This window comes from Zestomonas carbonaria (assembly GCF_904061905.1).
Taxonomy (GTDB): Bacteria; Pseudomonadota; Gammaproteobacteria; order Pseudomonadales; family Pseudomonadaceae; genus Aquipseudomonas; species Aquipseudomonas carbonaria.
Genome location: NZ_CAJFCI010000080.1, coordinates 83855 through 101468, shown reverse-complemented (window position 1 = coordinate 101468; position 17614 = coordinate 83855). Strand labels below are relative to the sequence as shown.

General features: G+C 64.1%; 14 protein-coding genes and 1 pseudogene. 6 read left to right on the top strand and 9 right to left on the bottom strand.

What is annotated here, in order from left to right; all coding sequences use genetic code 11:
• Window positions 1-120 precede the first annotated feature (120 nt).
• Both PSEWESI4_RS21475 and PSEWESI4_RS21470 read right to left on the bottom strand, forming a co-directional pair.
• Window positions 121-819 (bottom strand): hypothetical protein, encoded by a 699-nt coding sequence (locus tag PSEWESI4_RS21475; RefSeq protein ID WP_187673261.1) that lies wholly within the window; start codon window positions 817-819, stop codon window positions 121-123.
• Between the two features lie 229 nt (window positions 820-1048).
• A complete protein-coding gene (locus PSEWESI4_RS21470; protein ID WP_187673260.1) occupies window positions 1049-1978 on the bottom strand; it encodes a LysR family transcriptional regulator in 930 nt (309 codons plus the stop codon).
• 176 nt (window positions 1979-2154) lie between these two features.
• Here PSEWESI4_RS21470 and PSEWESI4_RS21465 point away from each other — a divergent pair, with 176 nt between their 5' ends.
• From PSEWESI4_RS21465 to PSEWESI4_RS21440, 6 genes are all read left to right on the top strand, one after another.
• Window positions 2155-2859, top strand: a complete 705-nt coding sequence (locus tag PSEWESI4_RS21465; protein ID WP_187673259.1) for a pirin family protein — start codon at window positions 2155-2157, stop codon at window positions 2857-2859.
• A 154-nt stretch (window positions 2860-3013) separates the two neighbouring features.
• Window positions 3014-3706 carry a hydrolase gene (locus PSEWESI4_RS21460; protein WP_187673258.1) on the top strand — a complete coding sequence of 231 codons (693 nt, stop codon included), beginning with the start codon at window positions 3014-3016 and terminating at the stop codon, window positions 3704-3706.
• A gap of 92 nt (window positions 3707-3798) precedes the next feature.
• Window positions 3799-4071, top strand: a complete 273-nt coding sequence (locus PSEWESI4_RS21455) for a XapX domain-containing protein (protein ID WP_187673257.1) — start codon at window positions 3799-3801, stop codon at window positions 4069-4071.
• A gap of 83 nt (window positions 4072-4154) precedes the next feature.
• Window positions 4155-6155: an amidohydrolase gene (locus PSEWESI4_RS21450; protein ID WP_187673256.1), complete on the top strand. Its 2001-nt coding sequence runs from the start codon at window positions 4155-4157 to the stop codon at window positions 6153-6155.
• Between the two features lie 11 nt (window positions 6156-6166).
• Window positions 6167-6610: a DoxX family protein gene (locus PSEWESI4_RS21445; protein ID WP_187673255.1), complete on the top strand. Its 444-nt coding sequence runs from the start codon at window positions 6167-6169 to the stop codon at window positions 6608-6610.
• The gene (locus PSEWESI4_RS21440) at window positions 6607-8226 is read left to right on the top strand and encodes an MFS transporter (RefSeq protein WP_187673254.1); all 1620 of its coding nucleotides are present in this window, start codon (window positions 6607-6609) and stop codon (window positions 8224-8226) included. Before PSEWESI4_RS21445 ends, PSEWESI4_RS21440 begins: the two co-directional genes overlap by 4 nt.
• A gap of 572 nt (window positions 8227-8798) precedes the next feature.
• Here PSEWESI4_RS21440 and PSEWESI4_RS21435 read toward each other — a convergent pair.
• The 7 genes and pseudogenes from PSEWESI4_RS21435 to PSEWESI4_RS21405 all read right to left on the bottom strand — a co-directional run bounded on the left by PSEWESI4_RS21435 (window position 8799) and on the right by PSEWESI4_RS21405 (window position 17555).
• On the bottom strand, window positions 8799-9644 hold the full coding sequence (locus PSEWESI4_RS21435) for a SphA family protein (protein ID WP_187673253.1): 846 nt from the start codon (window positions 9642-9644) through the stop codon (window positions 8799-8801).
• A gap of 149 nt (window positions 9645-9793) precedes the next feature.
• The gene (locus tag PSEWESI4_RS21430; RefSeq protein WP_187673252.1) at window positions 9794-10648 is read right to left on the bottom strand and encodes an SDR family NAD(P)-dependent oxidoreductase; all 855 of its coding nucleotides are present in this window, start codon (window positions 10646-10648) and stop codon (window positions 9794-9796) included.
• Between the two features lie 100 nt (window positions 10649-10748).
• Entirely contained in the window at window positions 10749-11915 is a 1167-nt protein-coding gene (locus PSEWESI4_RS21425; protein WP_187673251.1) for a zinc-binding dehydrogenase, read from the bottom strand.
• 307 nt (window positions 11916-12222) lie between these two features.
• Window positions 12223-12714: pseudogene (locus PSEWESI4_RS21420) on the bottom strand (AMP-binding protein); the annotation flags it as partial.
• A 91-nt stretch (window positions 12715-12805) separates the two neighbouring features.
• Window positions 12806-14437, bottom strand: a complete 1632-nt coding sequence (locus PSEWESI4_RS21415) for a long-chain fatty acid--CoA ligase (RefSeq protein WP_187673249.1) — start codon at window positions 14435-14437, stop codon at window positions 12806-12808.
• Between the two features lie 228 nt (window positions 14438-14665).
• The gene (locus PSEWESI4_RS21410) at window positions 14666-16066 is read right to left on the bottom strand and encodes a DUF1254 domain-containing protein (protein WP_187673248.1); all 1401 of its coding nucleotides are present in this window, start codon (window positions 16064-16066) and stop codon (window positions 14666-14668) included.
• A gap of 37 nt (window positions 16067-16103) precedes the next feature.
• Complete coding sequence (locus tag PSEWESI4_RS21405) at window positions 16104-17555, bottom strand: DUF1254 domain-containing protein (protein WP_210768866.1); 1452 nt, start codon at window positions 17553-17555, stop codon at window positions 16104-16106.
• Window positions 17556-17614: the final 59 nt, after the last annotated feature.

Here is a 17614-nt window from a genome sequence, read left to right as displayed (position 1 = left end):
TGTAGTCGCAGGCACTCAGCTTAGCTTCTCGCTTGCTCCCGGCCAGGAGATTGGCGCCCCAGGCCGGACAGGTCGCCGACAAACCCGACCAGCGATCCCCACAAGGTATGAAACACTGGGTCACCCGGTTTTCGAGTAGCCGCACACCAGCGCATGTATGGCCGGCTCCTGAACCTTCGAGACAACGAAGGCCAGCAGCAAGGTTCCAAGCACGGCGGAGACGAAACCCCGCAGCCTGCCGAATCCATGCAGGCGCACCTGCATGCGGTAGGCCTGGTAGAGGAACAGCAGGTATCCCAGCAACACGAGGCTCTCGGTCAGCAACAAAGAGCCGTCCGCGGCGATGGTCTGGGTGACCCTCGCGCCGAAATCACCGCCAACGCCACAACTCTCGGCCATCATGCGCAACTTGAGCGCCCGGGTTGGAATCTCGAACAGCTTGAGGAAAACCAGGAAAATGGAAACGAAGAAGAACGAATTGACCACGGCGAGAAAGCCGCCACGCCCATTCAGAACCCTGGCCCCCAGCCAATAGGCTCCGCCATAGACAACCAGCAGCATCCAGTTGAGAACCGTCCCGAAGATCAGGAACTCATTGCTTATATCTATCCCCGCCTGCCTCATCCCGGGCAGGCCGAGCAGCATCAGCATCGCCGCCATCAGCAACCCGAACAGGGCCGACCTGAGGCAGGGTGCATTCCTTCTGCCCTGCCTATCGAAAAACGCATCCGCGTCACGCAGATAAGCCGTGAAATCCCGATAGACAGCCCCGGACAGCGGCAACACTCTGGTGACGAGAAAATCGTTCAGGGCACTCATGCTTCCTCCTTGCTCGCACTTGATCGGCGGCAATGGTACCGCTCCGTCATCGGGTGCGGTCCACAGGAGGACACTTCCAGGCCAGCAACCAGCCACTGTTCGAACGCAGGGCAGGGAAAGAATCTCCCAAGGTGAAATAGAAGTCGCACGCGGCCTGGTATATGGCTTGAACCGTATCGGGAATGCATCGAGCACACACCCGATCAGGTGAGTCATTCCAGGTGGCAATTCACTCCAGCTTCCCGCCGGCCTGCGCCCACGGCGCACTCGCGAAGCGCTCGGCCAGGTAGTCGATCAGCGCTTGCACGCGAACCGGGCGGCTGCGCCCTGGAGGGGTCACGATGTGCAGTGCGATCGGCTCTACCTGCCAGTCCTCCATCACCGTCTCCAACACTCCCGATTGCAGGTCCTTCCAGGCCAGGAACTCGGGTTGCAGGGCCATGCCCAGGCCCGCCCGCAAGGCCGGCTCCAGCGCCTCGGCATTGTTGGCCAGCAATGCCGAGGGCATTGCCTGGGTGAACTCGCCATGCCGTTTGTGCCGGAAACGCCAACTGCTGCCTCCACGCGAATAGCTGTATTGCAGTGCCCGATGCCCGGCCAGGTCGCGTGGGTGGCCAGGACGCCCATGGCGCTCGAAATAGGCTGGTGTGCCGACAAGCAGAATGCGCACGGTGCACAGGCGCCGGGCCAACAGGCTGGAATCGGCCAGGGTCGAGATCCGCAGGGCCATGTCGAATCCATGGGCAACCAGATCGACCAGTTCGTCGCTGAAATGGACGTCGAGCACCACATCGGGATGGCGCGCCATGAAATCCGGCAGTATCGGCGCCAGGTGCGAGATACCAAACGACATCGGTGCCGTCACCCGAATGAGCCCGCGCAGGCTGGTCGACTGCTCCGTCACCTCGGCCTCGACCGCTTCGCCCTCGGCCAGGATGCGAGAAGCACGCTCCAGCGCGACGTGGCCACTCTCCGTCAACGACATCCGCCGCGAAGTGCGATGGAACAGCATGGTCTTCATCCGCCCTTCCAGGCGTGTGATGGCCTTGGAGACGGTGGCCTGCGACAGGCCGAGTTCGTTCGCGGCCCGGGCGAAAGAGCCCGTATCCGCCACCTTGGCGAAGATCGCCCACGCTTCGAGATCCGGCAGCTTTTTCATGGCAGCTCTGGAAACAATCCCCTCATATTGATTCCGTACGATTCTCCATGATCCTTATGAAAATCACCACAAACACATAAAAACAGGAAACCATAAAATTCCATCAATTCCATTCTAAATATAATTCCCACTACCTATAGTGACTCCATCGAAACCAAATCGACCTGGAGAACAGCATGATCGAACGCCGTTCCTTCGACAGCCTCGGTGGTGCCCACCATGGGTGGCTCGATGCCAAGCACCATTTTTCCTTCGCCGAATACCATGATCCGAAGCGCGTGCATTGGGGCGCGCTGCGGGTCTGGAACGACGACACCATCGCTCCGGGCTCGGGCTTCCCGCCGCACCCACACGCGGACATGGAAATCATCACCTACGTCCGCGAAGGCGCCATCACTCACCAGGACAACCTCGGCAACAAGGGCCGCACGGTAGCGGGCGACGTCCAGGTGATGAGCGCGGGCACTGGCATCCGCCACTCCGAGTACAACCTGGAGCCGGGGATTACCCGCATCTTCCAGATCTGGATCTTTCCCGACCGCAGCGGCGAGCCACCATCCTGGGGTTCCAAGCCGTTCCCGAAAGGCGATCGCTCCGGCCACTTCGTGGCCCTGGCCAGCGGAGCGAAAGGCGATGAAGACGCGTTGCCGATCCGTACCGACGCACGGGTGCTGGGGGCAACGCTGAAGGCCGGAGAGACGGTCGAGTACCGCTTCGCCGATGCCAAGCGCTACGGTTATCTGGTGCCAGCCAAGGGCAAGGTCGAGGTCAACGGCGTGCTGCTGGAGGCGCGCGATGGCGCCGCGATCCACGACGAGGAGCTCATCCGGGTCACGGCTCGCGAGGATGCCGAACTGGTGCTGGTGGACGCAGCCGGCTGAGCCACAAGTCTCGAGGTGCGGGGGATTTCGCGGCATCCCCCGCACTGGGCCGGGACCGGTGGCTCCCAGAGCTGCCGAGACGGGCCGAATGCTGCGCAGGCAGCAAGGCATGTCGCCGCTTTCGAACCCGCTCACTCCTTGAAGGAGAGTCACCATGTCCAGCAAATACCTTGAAGTCCTGACTCCGCAGAACAGCCAGGTCATCTTCATCGACCAGCAGCCGCAGATGGCCTTCGGTGTGCAATCGATCGACCGCCAGGTCCTGAAGAACAACGTCGTGGGTCTGGCCAAGGCTGCCAAGGCGTTCGGCATCCCCACCACCATCACCACCGTCGAGACCGACGGTTTCTCCGGCAACACCTATCCCGAACTGCTGGCCGTGTTCCCCGAGAACAAACTCCTCGAGCGCACCTCGATGAACTCCTGGGACGACCAGAACGTGCGCGACGCGCTGGCCAAAAACGCCGCCGCAGGCCGCAAGAAGATCGTCGTTTCCGGCCTGTGGACCGAGGTGTGCAACACCACCTTCGCGTTGTCGTGCCTGCACGACACCGATTATGAAATCTACATGGTCGCCGACGCTTCCGGCGGCACCTCGGTCGAGGCGCACAAGTACGCCATGGACCGCATGGTCCAGGCCGGCATCGTGCCGGTGACCTGGCAGCAGGTGCTGCTCGAATGGCAACGCGACTGGGCACGCAAGGAAACCTACGACGACGTGATGGCGATCGTGAAGGAGCACTCCGGCGCCTACGGCATGGGCGTGGACTATGCCTACACCATGGTGCACAAGGCTCCGGAGCGTGTGCAGCACGGTGAGCGCATCGGCCCCAACCCGGCCAAGTAGGCCCGCTGTGGCAGGAGCCGTCGCGCGCCTGCGGGCGATGGCTCCACGCCACGGGAGCATCGGCACACCGGTGCCGTGAAGCGAGGTGAAGCATGAAGCTCTATGTCCTGTCCCTGGGCGCCGGCCTGCTGGTCGGTGTCGTCTACAGCCTGCTCAACGTGCGCTCGCCGGCGCCGCCCCTGGTTGCCCTGGTCGGGCTGCTCGGCATTCTGGTCGGCGAACAGATCATCCCGATCGGTAAGCAACTGCTCGGCGGCACGGCCTTCAGTGCCGCCTGCGACAAGACGCAGGCCACCAGCCATCTGTTCGGCCAACTGCCCGGCCGCCACGCCGAACCGCAGGCGGAGGAAACCGAGCGGACCTGAACAAGCTGTCTTGGCGCTCGCCCACCAGGCAACGGCCTCTGGGGCGAGCATTGTCGAACCCCCGGATATGAGGGCCGCCACCTATGACATCCCGTCGAAAATTCCTCGGCGCCGCCTCGACGCTGGCGCTGGGTAGCGCATTGGGACGCAACGCCGTCGCCGAAATCCTCAGAACAGGAGAGTCCACCGTGACCGATTCCGTTCCCGAAATCATCTTCCGCAATGGCCAGATCACCACGCTCGATCACGCCAATCCCGTCGCCAGCGCCGTCGCCATCAAGGACGGCAAGTTCCTCGCCGTAGGATCGGACCAGGAGATCATGGCCCTGGCGGGTTCCGCCACCCGGGTCGTCGACCTCAAGCGCCGCAGCGTGCTGCCCGGCCTGTTCGACAACCACACCCACGTGATCCGCGGCGGTCTCAATTACAACCTGGAGCTGCGCTGGGACGGCGTGCGTTCGCTGGCCGACGCCATGGACATGCTCAGGCGCCAGGTGGCTATCACCCCCGCGCCACAATGGGTTCGCGTGGTCGGCGGCTTCACCGAGCAGCAGTTCGTCGAGAAGCGCCTGCCGACCATCGCCGAGATCAACGCGGTCGCGCCCGACACGCCGGTGTTCCTGCTGCACCTCTACGATCGCGCACTGCTCAACGGCGCAGCCCTGCGTGCCGTCGGCTACACCAAGGACACACCCGAGCCCCCGGGCGGCCAGATCACCCGCGACGCCAACGGCAACCCCACCGGCCTGCTGCTGGCCAAGCCCAATGCGATGATCCTCTACGCGACCCTGGCCAAGGGGCCCAAGCTGCCGTTCGACTACCAGGTCAATTCCACGCGCCACTTCATGCGCGAACTCAACCGCCTCGGCGTGACCGGGGTGATCGACGCCGGCGGCGGCTTCCAGAACTACCCCGACGACTACGCGGTGATCCAGAAGCTGGCCGACGAGGGCCAGATGACCGTGCGGCTGGCCTACAACCTGTTCACGCAGAAGCCCAAGGAAGAGAAGGAGGACTTCCTCAAGTGGACCTCCAGCGTGAAGTACAAGCAGGGCACCGACTACTTCCGCCACAATGGCGCCGGCGAGATGCTGGTGTTCTCGGCGGCGGACTTCGAGGACTTCCGCCAGCCACGGCCCGACATGCCGCCGGAGATGGAGGGTGAACTCGAGGAAGTGGTGCGCATCCTCGCGCAGAACAAGTGGCCCTGGCGGTTGCACGCGACCTACGACGAAACCATCACGCGCGCGCTGGACGTGTTCGAGAAGGTCAACCAGGACATCCCGCTTGCCGGAATCAACTGGTTCTTCGATCACGCCGAGACCATCTCGGAGAAGTCCATCGACCGTATCGCGGCGCTCGGCGGCGGCATCGCCGTGCAGCACCGCATGGCCTACCAGGGCGAGTACTTCGTCGAGCGCTACGGCGCCCGCGCCGCCGAGGCAACGCCGCCGGTCAAGCGCATGCTGGAAAAGGGCGTGAAGGTCTCGGCCGGCACCGACGCTACCCGTGTGGCCTCCTACAACCCCTGGGTGTCGCTGTCCTGGATGGTCACTGGCAAGACAGTCGGCGGCCTCGGGCTGTATCCGCGGGCCAACCTGCTCGACCGCGAGACGGCGCTGCGCATGTGGACCGAGAACGTCGCCTGGTTCTCCAACGAGGAAGGCAAGCGCGGCCGCATCCAGGCTGGTCAGTTCGCCGACCTGATCGTGCCGAGCAAGGACTACTTCACGGTGCCCGAGGATGAAATCTCCTTCCTCACCTCCGACCTGACCGTGGTTGGCGGGCGCGTGGTCTATGGTGCGGGCGACTTCGCGCCGCTGGACGACAACCCGCTGCCGCCGGCCATGCCCGACTGGTCGCCGACCCGTACCTTCAAGGGCTATGGCGCCTGGGGCGAGCCCGAGGGCGCTGGAAGGAACTCGCTGGCGCCGCTACGCGCCCAGGCCGCGGCTTCGTGCGGCTGCGCCAGCTCCTGCGGCCTGCATGGCCATGATCATGCGCGTGCCTGGGCCTCCAACGCCCCGGTGTCGGACGCCAGGAGTTTCTTCGGCGCCCTGGGCTGCTCCTGCTGGGCCGTGTAGGAGACTGTCCCATGCCAACGTCCAACTCGCTCGGGCGCAAGCTGGCCGCTACCGTGCGGCCGGTGCTCGGCTCGCCTGCCGCGCGCTTCGTCGCCTACCTCGGCCTGTGTGCGGCTTACCTGCAAGGAGGGTTGGCCAAGCTCACGGACTTTCCGGGCGCAATCGGCGAGATGATCCATTTCGGCTTGTCACCGGCACCGCTGTTCGCGGTGCTGGTGATTCTGCTCGAGCTGGGGGCCTCCGTGATGATTCTCGCCGGCTGGCTGCGTTGGCTGGGAGCGTTGGGGTTGGCAGGGTTCACCTTGCTGGCCACCGGCATCGCCCTGCGCTTCTGGGAACTGCCAGCCGGACAGGAGCGCTTCATGGCCGCCAATTCGTTCTTCGAACATCTCGGACTGGTAGGTGGGTTCCTGCTGGTCGCCTGGCTGGACCTGAAAGAACGGGAGGCATCATGAGCAAGGAATCATCACAGTCCGTTTCCGCCTCTGCCGGTAGTTTCGCTCCCCTGCGACAAACGCTGTTTGCAGTCCTGTGGATCGCGACGATCATCGGCAACACCGGCAGCTTCATCCGCGATGTCGCCAGCGCCTGGATCATGACGGACCTGTCGCCATCGCCAGCGGCCGTCGCGCTGGTGCAGGCCGCTGCGACACTGCCGATTTTCCTGCTGGCCATTCCCGCCGGCGTGCTGTCCGATATTCTCGACCGGCGCAAGTTCCTGATCGCCATCCAACTCCTGCTGGCCAGTGTCAGCATTTGCCTGATGCTGCTGTCGTACGCCGGTCTGCAGTCGGTCGCCTCGCTGGTGGCCCTGACGTTCCTCGGCGGCATCGGCGCGGCGCTGATGGGGCCGACCTGGCAGGCCATCGTGCCCGAACTGGTGGAGAAGAAAGACCTCAAGAACGCGGTGGCGCTCAATTCGCTGGGGATCAACATCGCCCGCGCCATCGGCCCGGCGCTGGGTGGTCTTATCCTCGCCAGCCTGGGAGCGGCATTCACCTATGGGGTGGATGTCATCACCTATGTTTTCGTCATCTCCGCGCTACTGTGGTGGCGGCGACCGGTGGCCGCGCAGGATGTGCTGGCCGAGCGCTTCCCTGGAGCATTCCGGGCGGGACTACGTTACGCCCGCGCCAGCCGCGAGCTGCATGTCGTCCTGGTTCGCGCCTTCGTGTTCTTCGCCCTGGCCAGTTCGGTCTGGGCACTGCTGCCGCTGGTCGCGCGCGGCCTGCTCGGCGGTGGCGCCGGTTTTTACGGCATCCTGCTTGGCGCCGTCGGCCTGGGCGCGATCGCTGGAGCCATCATCCTGCCGAAGCTGCGCGAACGCCTGAATGCCGACGGCCTGCTGCTGGCGGCGGCGCTGGTGACGGCGTCGGTCATGGCCTTCCTCTCGCTCGCGCCGCCGCAATGGATGGCGGTGGCTGCCTTGCTGGCGCTGGGTGCGGCCTGGATCATTGCGCTGACCACACTCAATGGCGTGGCACAGTCCATCCTCCCCAACTGGGTGCGCGGTCGCTCGCTGGCGGTGTATCTCACGGTGTTCAACGGTGCCATGACCGCGGGTAGCCTGAGCTGGGGCGCGGTGGCGACACTGATCGGCGTGCCCTTCACACTGCTGGCGGGGGCCGCCGGGCTGGTCGCGGTGGGCCTGGTCGCCCACCGGCTCAAGCTGCCCAAGGGCGAGGCCGACCTGGTGCCCTCCAGACACTGGCCCGAGCCACTGACAGCGGCGCCGGTCGAGCATGACCGGGGACCGGTGCTGATCCAGATCGAATACCGCGTCGCGACGGAGGACCGTGCCGACTTCCTGAAGGCACTGGCCCGGCTGTCGTCCGAGCGTCGTCGCGATGGCGCCTACGCCTGGGGCATCACCGAGGATGCGGCCGATCCGGAGCTGATGCTCGAATGGTTCCAGGTCGAATCCTGGGCCGAACATTTGCGCCAGCATCATCGGGTTTCCAAGGCGGACGCCGATATCCAGAGCGAAGTACTGCGTTTCCATCGAGGCGAAGCCAGACCCGTGGTGCGGCACTTCCTGGCGTTCAACCACCCGAACGAAGGACGGGCATAGGGGCTGGCAGCAAGCGAGCCGGCCAACCGGCTCGCTTGCTTCATCGGAGATCGACGGCATGGTCCTGACACGGGAACGTCTGGCTTTACTGGCGGTGCTGATCGGTACCACGGAGGTTCGGGCAGCGTTGGCAGGCCTCTCTCTAAAGGCGAGGGTTTTCGCCTGAATCGGTGTCCGGGATCAGCAGCCCACTACACAAACCGCCTTGGTATAAGGATTTGATTTTTAAACACTAGGAAATGGTGCTCGCTGCAATCGATGCCCAACGATGCCGGACGATTTTCAACGATTCCCCGCCAAAGTCCCTGAGCCCAGAAAAGCATCTCCACCGCCGCCCATGGGGATAGAGCAGCATCTTCAAAACAGCACCGGGAATGGCCCAACACCATACCGACTCCCTCTGGCCGCGCCCAGATGTTGCCAGCCAGGCGTCCCACGACGATCCTCGCTATCACCGGAGCGTGAGCCGATACGTCGCAAGAAAGCCATTTCAAGAGCGCGTTGCGCCCACAGGTCGTCACCTGCGACACGAGAACACAACGTGTCGCCAGACTCAAAACGCCGATGGGTAATCAGAGCCTCCCTGAAACTGACAGGTATAACCCATCGCCTTCCAGACGGTTCTCGACGCCAAACTCGGGTGCCCAGTTGAACGTGGCCGTGACCTGTTCCTCAGCGCCGGAAGTGAACTTCACCACAGGCCCCACCGACCAGACCCGACCACGGAATCCATCCAGCGATTCCGCATAGGGGCCGTCGTCATCGGAAATCTGCCGGAGCAGCGAAGCAAAGCCCCCGAATGCCCAGTGCGGCGAGATCGGCCGAAGCCACAACGCATCGATGTGCGCAATGACACCACTCCTAAATCCAGTGGTGTCGTTTCTCGTATTGAAGTCGAGCCCTGCGACGATGCTGAGGTCCCTTCCCGTAGCCATATCGAGATGGGTATAGGCAACCGTCGGCGCAAAGGTCCAGTAGTTCAGTCCTGTATTGGCCAACGAGTCCTCATCGTAACTCCCCGTCGGCGAGTAGATGCGCAGAGCTGTCGACACGAACTGGTCGTCGAAGGTCCAACCCCATGTAGGGGCAACGACAATGTCGCCGAGCGGGCCGCCGGTATCCGTGCGCTGGAAGCCATTCACATGACCGGTCACCTCCATGTATTGAAAAGGCAGCGTCAAGCTCACGGCAAAGGTTGCGCCAGCCGAGGGCTGGATATCCGGCACCCATAGCCCGGTGGCGGCCAGCCCCCACAGCTCGGCATCGAGCCCTGTGCGAATCTCTCCGGCAATCGGCAGCTCAAGACTCCTTCCAGTACTCCCGGCGTAGTGAAGCGCTGAAACACTCCAGTAATTGCCTGGCGGAGGCACCGCACCAGCCATGGGAAGGGCCAGGAGTCCAGGGGAATGGCGCGTCATGGCTCCTTCGCTCGCGAGCGCCAGACCGGGGATGGCGAGGCTCAACATCACAGCAGAAACGAGACGAAGCCCCGCCCCCAAGAGGCCGTGGGGCGCAGTCTCTCCCATCACGGAGCAAAGCACCTCCCACGTGTTCCCTGCCAACCGGTTCATGGCATCGGTTCAAGGTAACCGTTGGCGCGCGCCGAACGAATCGACAGGGCTCTTGCCAAGCGTCGAGACAGACGGGTCAACAGGTGCCCAGGACGAGCCTGGGGGCCAACGAACAAAAAGGGTTGCTCGCTCCATAGCCGTTCGGCGATGCCTTCGGCGACCAGGCGCGGATGACAGCCTTCTCGCGCATAGTAGGTTCGCAGGGCCGCCAACTGGCGCTCGCTGATATTGCTGCCGATCGCCGGCCCCTGGGCCAACGGTGTGTTGATGATCCCCGGGCAGACCACCAGTACTCCGACCTCGCCGACACAAGTCGCGGCCGCAAGCTCCATTGCCAGGACCTCCGAGAGTCCGATCACGGCATGCTTGCTGGCAGCATAGGCCGACATGTTGGGCGCTGGCAGAAAACCCGCAAGCGAGGCGACATTCACGATCCGACGTCGGCCGGCACAGGCCTGCATCGCGGGCAGGAAAGCTCGCGTCATGTGCAGCACGCCAAGCAGGTTGATATCCAACAGGCGACGCCACGCCGCAATCGGTGTCTCCTGGAAACCACCCAGGAAAAACACCCCGGCGTTATTGACCAATACGTCGATGGGGCCGCCTTCGGCATGCACGCGCTCCGCCAGCGCTTGCACCGCCGACTCGTCGGCGACATTGCACACCTCCACGGAGCATTCGGCGCCCGCCAGCTCGACACTCCGCCGTGCCCGCTGCAATGCCTCCGGGTCGATATCCACGAGAAATACACGTGCCCCGCGACGAGCGAAGGCATCCGCGATTTCCAACCCGATGCCGGACGCCGCTCCGGTCACCAATACCCTCTTGCCTTGAAGATCGCACTTGCTCACCGAATACCCCCTACCAGTCAACCCACCGGCCAACCAGCCGTGGGCCGCCCACCATGGGTGGGCTCGCCATCACTCAACGAATGTCTTGCAGTCACTGCCGTCAAAACCTGGCGACGCTCGAGAGCGCGCTCTTGGGGTCGATCAGGATCTTGGCGTGTCTGTCGGCATCGCCCAGCGCCGAAAATGCGGACGCCACCCCTGCCAGCCCAACGTGCCCCGTCACCATCGCGTCACAAAGGATCCTGCCGTCAGCCAGAGCGTGCAGTGCGTCGCGGTACTCCAGCGGCGAATAGCCGACTGCGAATCGCAGGTCGAGCTCCTTGTTGATCGCCAATGCAGGCTCGATGGTGTCAGGCGACATGCACACGCCCACCACCACCACACGGGAAAAGGTCGGAGCCCCCTCGATGATCGACTGCAGCACCCGCCGCCCACCGACACATTCGAAGATCACCGGCGCCTTGGGCTTTGCCCCCAACGCCTCGGCAAGGCGCCAGGAATGCCACCAGGGAACCGGCAGCCGCTCAAGCCGCTCGCGAGTCCCCAGCGCCAACCCCATCAAATCCTCGACTCCCTCGACGAAGTCGCGCTGCCGGCAGTTTTCGTAGGGAGATTCCACCTCGGGATCGACCACGATATCCGCCCCCATCCACTTCGCCAGTGCCCGACGCCCTGGCGAGAAATCGGCTGCGACCACAGTGTCCACCCCGTGGCTCTTCAGAATGGCGATCACCGCTAGCCCGACAGGGCCGCAGCCGATGACGATGGCCATTCCATCCCGCCGGACCTCGCCACGCGCCACGGCATGCCAGGCCACCGCCATCGGCTCGGTCAGCGCCGCTCGATCAGCGTCCAGCCCATTGGGAACCTCGACCATTGCCGACTCCTGCACCACCAGGCGCTCCGCGTAGGCGCCTGGCGCAGCGCTCGACAGGCCTATCATGTCCACCTGCTCACCATTACGGCGTAGCGGCAATGCGCACACGTGCGTGCCAGGCTTGAGCCGCTTCCTGCAACCTGGTCCGTACTCCAGCACCTCGCCACAGAATTCGTGACCGAACACTATCGCTTCCCCGGAGCGGGCAAAGCGCGGGTAGCCACTCCTGCCCATCACATCAGCCCAATGGTCGCAGTGGTGGCGCGCATGCAGGTCAGAACCACAAATACCGCAACGGAGCACCTCCAGCAGCACCTGCCCAGGGCCAGGTACCGGCTCCGGCAGATCGGCAACTTCGAGCTTCGCTCCCTGACATACGACAGCTTTCATCCGGTGACTCCAGAGCAGAAAGAAATCAAGAAATGGTGTGCCCACATCCACGAGCGCTACAGCCTATGCCGCGACGAACCAGTCATTTCTGGCCGGTAGCCCAGGTGGTTTCGTACTTCCCCGGCCTCACAGATCCTTTGCAGCCTCTCGCAACAGGTACTTCTGGATCTTTCCCGTGGAGGTCTTGGGCAAGGGGCCGAACACCACGTCGCGGGGTACCTTGAAGCGAGCCAGATGCACCCGGCAGAAGGCGATGATGTCCGCGATCGCTACATCGGCCGTCCCTGGTTTCAGGGTCACGAAGGCGCAGGGTCTCATAGTCCAACGCCCCCAGCGCCTCCCCCTTCCCGTATTCGGGATCATCGACGTCAACGACCGGCGGCGGGGTATCCAGCATCCGCAGCGCGACCTGGATGACCTCATGAAACTCCTGGTCCGTGATCAATACCTTGGCTTCCCCATGGCGCAACATGAACGCGATGGTTTCCGCGTCCAGGCGCGTGTTGAGGGTATTCAACACCGCTCCGGCCATCGGCACGCCGAAATGCGCCTCGGGCATCTCGGGGATGTTCGGCAGCATCACCGCAACCGTATCCCCCTCTCCCACGCCACGCCTGGCCAATGCGGATGCCAGACGCCGGCAGCGCGCGTAGGTTTCCGCCCAGGTCCGCCGGACGGCGCCGTGAATGACGGCCGGATAGTCCGGGTAGACACTGGCGCTTCGCTCAATGAAGCCAAGGGGGGACAAGGCGAGATGGTTTACTGCGCGGGGGCCAAGCCCCTGCTCATAGATGGACATGATGGAAACCTTTGGATAGGCGCTCCGGCCTGACCTGCCGAGCACACGGTGGCCGGACCGGATAGATTTCTGTATCTGGAGGCAGTCGGGGCTATGGTCGGAGCGAACGCTCCGCGGCAGGCCACAGATAGTCGGCGAACCGCTCCCGCAACTCCTTCTTGCTGACCTTGCCGGTGGCGGTGTACGGCAACTGCGCAAGTAGTTCACAGGCGTCGGGAATCCACCACTTGGCAACCTTGCCTTCGAGGAAGCCCAGCAGATCGTCCGCCTGCGGAGAGGTTCCAGGGCGGGGCACGACCAGCAACAGGGGGCGCTCCCCCCATATGGCGTGCACCACGCCAATCACTGCCGCCTCGGCCACATCCGGATGGGTCATCACGGCGTTCTCGATATCGATCGAACTGATCCACTCGCCGCCGGACTTGATCACGTCCTTGATGCGGTCGGTGATCTGCAGGTAGCCACGCTCATCCAGCGTGGCCACATCGCCGGTATCGAACCAGCCCTCTGTGGGCTTGCCGCCGAAATAGCCGGCGCACACCCACGGGCCGCGCGCCTGCAGGGCTCCGGAGGTTTGGCCGTCACGCGGCAACTCGACGCCCAGCTCATCGACGATACGCAGACTGATGCCGAATACCTGCCGCCCGGCCTTGACCTTCTGCCGTATCCGCTCTTCATCCTCCAGCGCCTGGTACCACGGCTGAGGGCGGTTGTAGGTACCCAGGGGACTGGTTTCCGTCATCCCCCAACCGATCTCCAGGGTCACACCATAGTGTTCCATGCGCTCGACCAGGCTCGGCGGACACGCGGAACCTCCGGACACCGCGCGCTTGAGGCTGGGGATGGGCACGCCGCTCCGGTCCAGGTGATTGAGCAGCGCCAGCCAGACGGTCGGCACTCCCAAGGCGTAGGTAACCCGTTCTTCGTTGATCAGGCTGGCCAGCGTCTCGCCATCCCCGGCCTTCGGCCCGGGTAGCACCAGTCTCGCGCCGATCATGGCCGCACTGTAGGGCATGCCCCAGGCGTTGACGTGGAACATCGGCACTATCGGCAGCACCGTATCCTGGGCCCGCAGGCCAGCCGCCTCCGACAGGCTGCCGGCCAGGTTGTGCAGCAAGGTGCTGCGGTGGCTGTAGAGCACCCCCTTGGGGTTGCCGGTGGTTCCGGAGGTGTAGCAGAGGCCACTGGGCGTACGCTCATCCAGTACCGGCCAGTCGTACCGATCGGACTCGCACGCCAGCAGCGCCTCGTAGCTCTTCAGGTTCGGCAGCGTCGAGGCAGGCAGGGCATCGGCCGCGCACAGCGCCACGTACTGCATGTCCTCGGGCAGGCCGGCCTGGAGCTTTTCGAGCAGGGGCATGAACTGCGGATCGAAGAAAAGAACCGAGTCGTGGGCATGGTTGATGATGTAGGCGATCTGCTCGGGAAACAGCCTCGGGTTGATGGTGTGGCAGATCCGCCCGGAACAAGGAATGGCGTAGTACAGCTCGAAATGCCGGTAGTCGTTCCAGGCCAGCGTGGCAACGCAGCTTCCGCTCGCCACTCCAAGGCGGTCCAGGGCGTTGGCCAGCCGGCGGCTGCGAGCGAAGGCCTCCGAATAGGTATAGCGATGGCGCGTCCCATCGCCGAGCACGGAAACGATCTCGACATCCGCCGCGATCTGCTCGGCGTGACGCATGATCATGCCGATGTTCAACTGGTCCGCCATCATCAGGTCTTGCATCTGAACCTCTACTTTCCAGAACCGGGTGGCCCGTTGCAGCCCGGGCATGCGGGCATCCCGCGCCTGTACCCGGGCGCTTCATTCACAGGGAGTCTGCATCGACGACACCAGGCAATACTTGATCGATCGCGCCAATGATTTACCTGCCGATGCCAGTTGAACCTGCCGATGTGGCAGGAGGAGAACGACTGCTCCGGTGGCCGCGATGCGGGCCACCGGTGCCAGGGCTCAGTCCACGCGTTCGACGGCAGGCGGCAACCAGGTCACACCGTCGAGGGCCTGGCCCTTGGGCCAGTACAGGCGAAGGTTCATCGAGAACTGCCCCTTGGCCGGAGTCGGCAGCCAGTTGTCTTCCTTGTCCTTGCCAGGCGATTCACGCTGGATGTAGATGTCCAGCGAGCCGTCCGGATTGAACACCAGCTTGTCGCGGTCACCGATGGCAAAGCGCTCGATGGGGTTTTCCGTGAACAGCTGGCGCTCGTCGTACATGGTCAGCGACCAGAAGGCCCGTACCGGCGGAATCTGCTCCTTGGCGAAATGCAGGACATAGCGCTGCCCGCCGTCCAGCGGCCGCCCCTCGCTGTCCACGAACGCCGTCGGGTAGATCGCATCCTCGATGGGGTTGGCGCCGAGCCCGGCATAGGCCACGCCGGCGCGGCGCAGGTAGTCGGTGCCATAGGTGCCGATGGCCGTCAGGTTGGTGCGCCAGCCATTGGCCGTCACGCCCGAATGGCGGAAGGCCTGCTTGATCTGCTTGAGCGCGTCGGCCGGTGCCGCGTCCAGGGCATCGCGCACCACCTGGGGCGCAGCGTCGTAAGAGAAGTCCTTGCCAACCTCGAGGCCGATACGCTGCATGCGATCCAGGATCGGATTGTCGTTGGCGTGCGGCGGGTTGTCCTTCAGGAGCTCGGCAAAACGGCTGAAGAACACCTCGCCGCTCATGCGGTCAAGCTGTAACGGCGGAGCTGTCATGTCCTGCTGCGGATTCACCGTTCCCTTGGGAGCTACGTAGGGCTTGCCATAGGCGCTCAACGGATAGGTCTTCATGCCGTCCTGGAACTGGTGTACGGCGGCATAATCCGCCTTGCCGTTGGTCTGGATGCGACCGATCAGCACGCCGGAAGCGGTGGGGCTGCGGTACATCCTGACGCCCGCCGGCAGCCTACCCTGCCATGCCGGCCCGACGACCGCCAGGGTCTGTGCGCCATTGCCCGTGGTGCGCGAACCCGAGGAGGTGAACACATCGGTCCAGAAATCCAGCATGGGCATCAGGTAGTAGCGTCCAGCGGAATCCGGCACCTCGATGACCAGGGGCTCTCGGGACACGTCGTAGCTCATCGCGCTGTAGAGCGTATCGGCATTGGGCCGTACCACATCGGTGTAGGACGCGTCCGGGAACACCCGCGCATGTGTCAGTTGGTTGATCGGGGCGCGTATCCCGCCGGGCTCGGCGACGTTGGTCGCCACTTCGCGGGTCACCTGCATCAGCACCAGCGGATAACCATAGATGTAGGCGTCACGGGCGATTTCGCGAGCCTCCTCGGGTGTGAGGGACGGCAGGGCCTGTACCGCCAGGGACGGACAGAGCAACGACAGACCCAGGGCAGAAGGCAGCAGCAGTTTTTTCATGTTCTTTTCCTTATTCGTACGCGGCTATAGGCCGCCGTCACTCGACCCGGCGGATGGCCGGCGGCACCCACGCCCCGGTACGGGCCGCCCACTGCGGCGAGAACAGACGCATGGTCACCTGGAAATTGCCGGCGGGCGCGGGCAACCAGTTGCCCTGGCGCGACTGCTCCGGGGTGCGGTGCTGGATGAGGATTTCCAGGGCGCCGTCCGGCTCGAAGCGCAGATCGTCCCGGTCGCCGATGGCGAAGCGGTCGATCGGGTTGGCGACCTGGAAGCCCTGCTCGTCGTACATGGTCAGCGACCAGAAGGCGTCTACCGGGGGCAACTGGCCCTTCTCGAAACGCAGCACGTAGGCATGCTCGCCGGAGAACGGCCGTCCCTCGGCGTCCACATAGGCATTGGGATAGATGGCATCTTCCGGCAGGTTCGCTCCCAGCCCGGCCATCGCGACGGTGGCGCGTGCGCGGTAGGAGGTGCCGTAGGTGCCCAACCCCTCGAACCAGTTCCAGCCGTTGACCCGTTTGCCGATCGCACCGGTCGCGACGACATCCTGCATGTCCAGCAGTCCCTTCCGTGCCCCGTCGTTGATCGCCGCCACGGTGGCCTTGTCCAGGCCCTTCACGTCGAACGCCTGGCCAGGCACCAGCCCGAGGCGCTTCATACGAAACAGGATCGGGTAGTCGTTGGCATGCGGCGGGTACTGCTTGAGCAACTCCGCGAAGCGCGTGAACAGCTCGATACCGCTCATCTGGTTGATCTGTTGCTGGGGCGGCGTGAGGTTATCGACCTGTGGGTCGACCGGCAGTCCGCGCGGCGGGGCGTAGTCCTTCCCCCACTGGCTGAGGGGCGTCAGACGATACTGATCCTGCATCTTGTGGACGGCGGCATAGTCGGCCGGCCCGTTGGTCTGGGTGCGCAGGATGGCCCACACCATCGGCGTGGGGGCACGGATCAGCTCCACCCCGTCGGGGAGTTCACCCTGCCAGGAAGGGGCAGCGATGGCGAAGTTCCCAGCCTTGCCGCCAGTCGTACGACTGCCCGGTACGGCGAAGACGTCCGTCCACATGTCCAGCAGCGGCGCCAGGTAGTAACGCCCCTTGCCATCCGGCAGGGACAGAACCACGGGCTCCTTGCCGACATCCAGCCAGGCGAGCGAATACAGCGTGTCGAAGTTGAAGCGCACCACATCCCGGTCCCCCGCTGCCGGGTGGCTGCGGAATTGGGCGAACTGATTCAGCGGCGCGCGTTGCGGATGACTGGTGGCATCCGCGACATTGGTGGCCTGGCGCATGGTGATGTCCATGAGCACCAGCGGGTAGGCGTACTGGTAGACATCCCGCACCAGGGTCTGCAGTTCTTCAGGCGCAAGCTGGTGAGCCGAAGTCGGAGCCGCAGCACCGGGCTCCGCAGCCATGACGGCACTCGCACCCAGGCTGGCGCTCCCGGCAGAGAGCGCAAACAGCAGCAGCCACAGTTTCTTGTTATCCATCGAACGAACTCCCAGGTAGCACACATGATCGGAGGCAAATCTGCTGGAAAAGGTAGCGA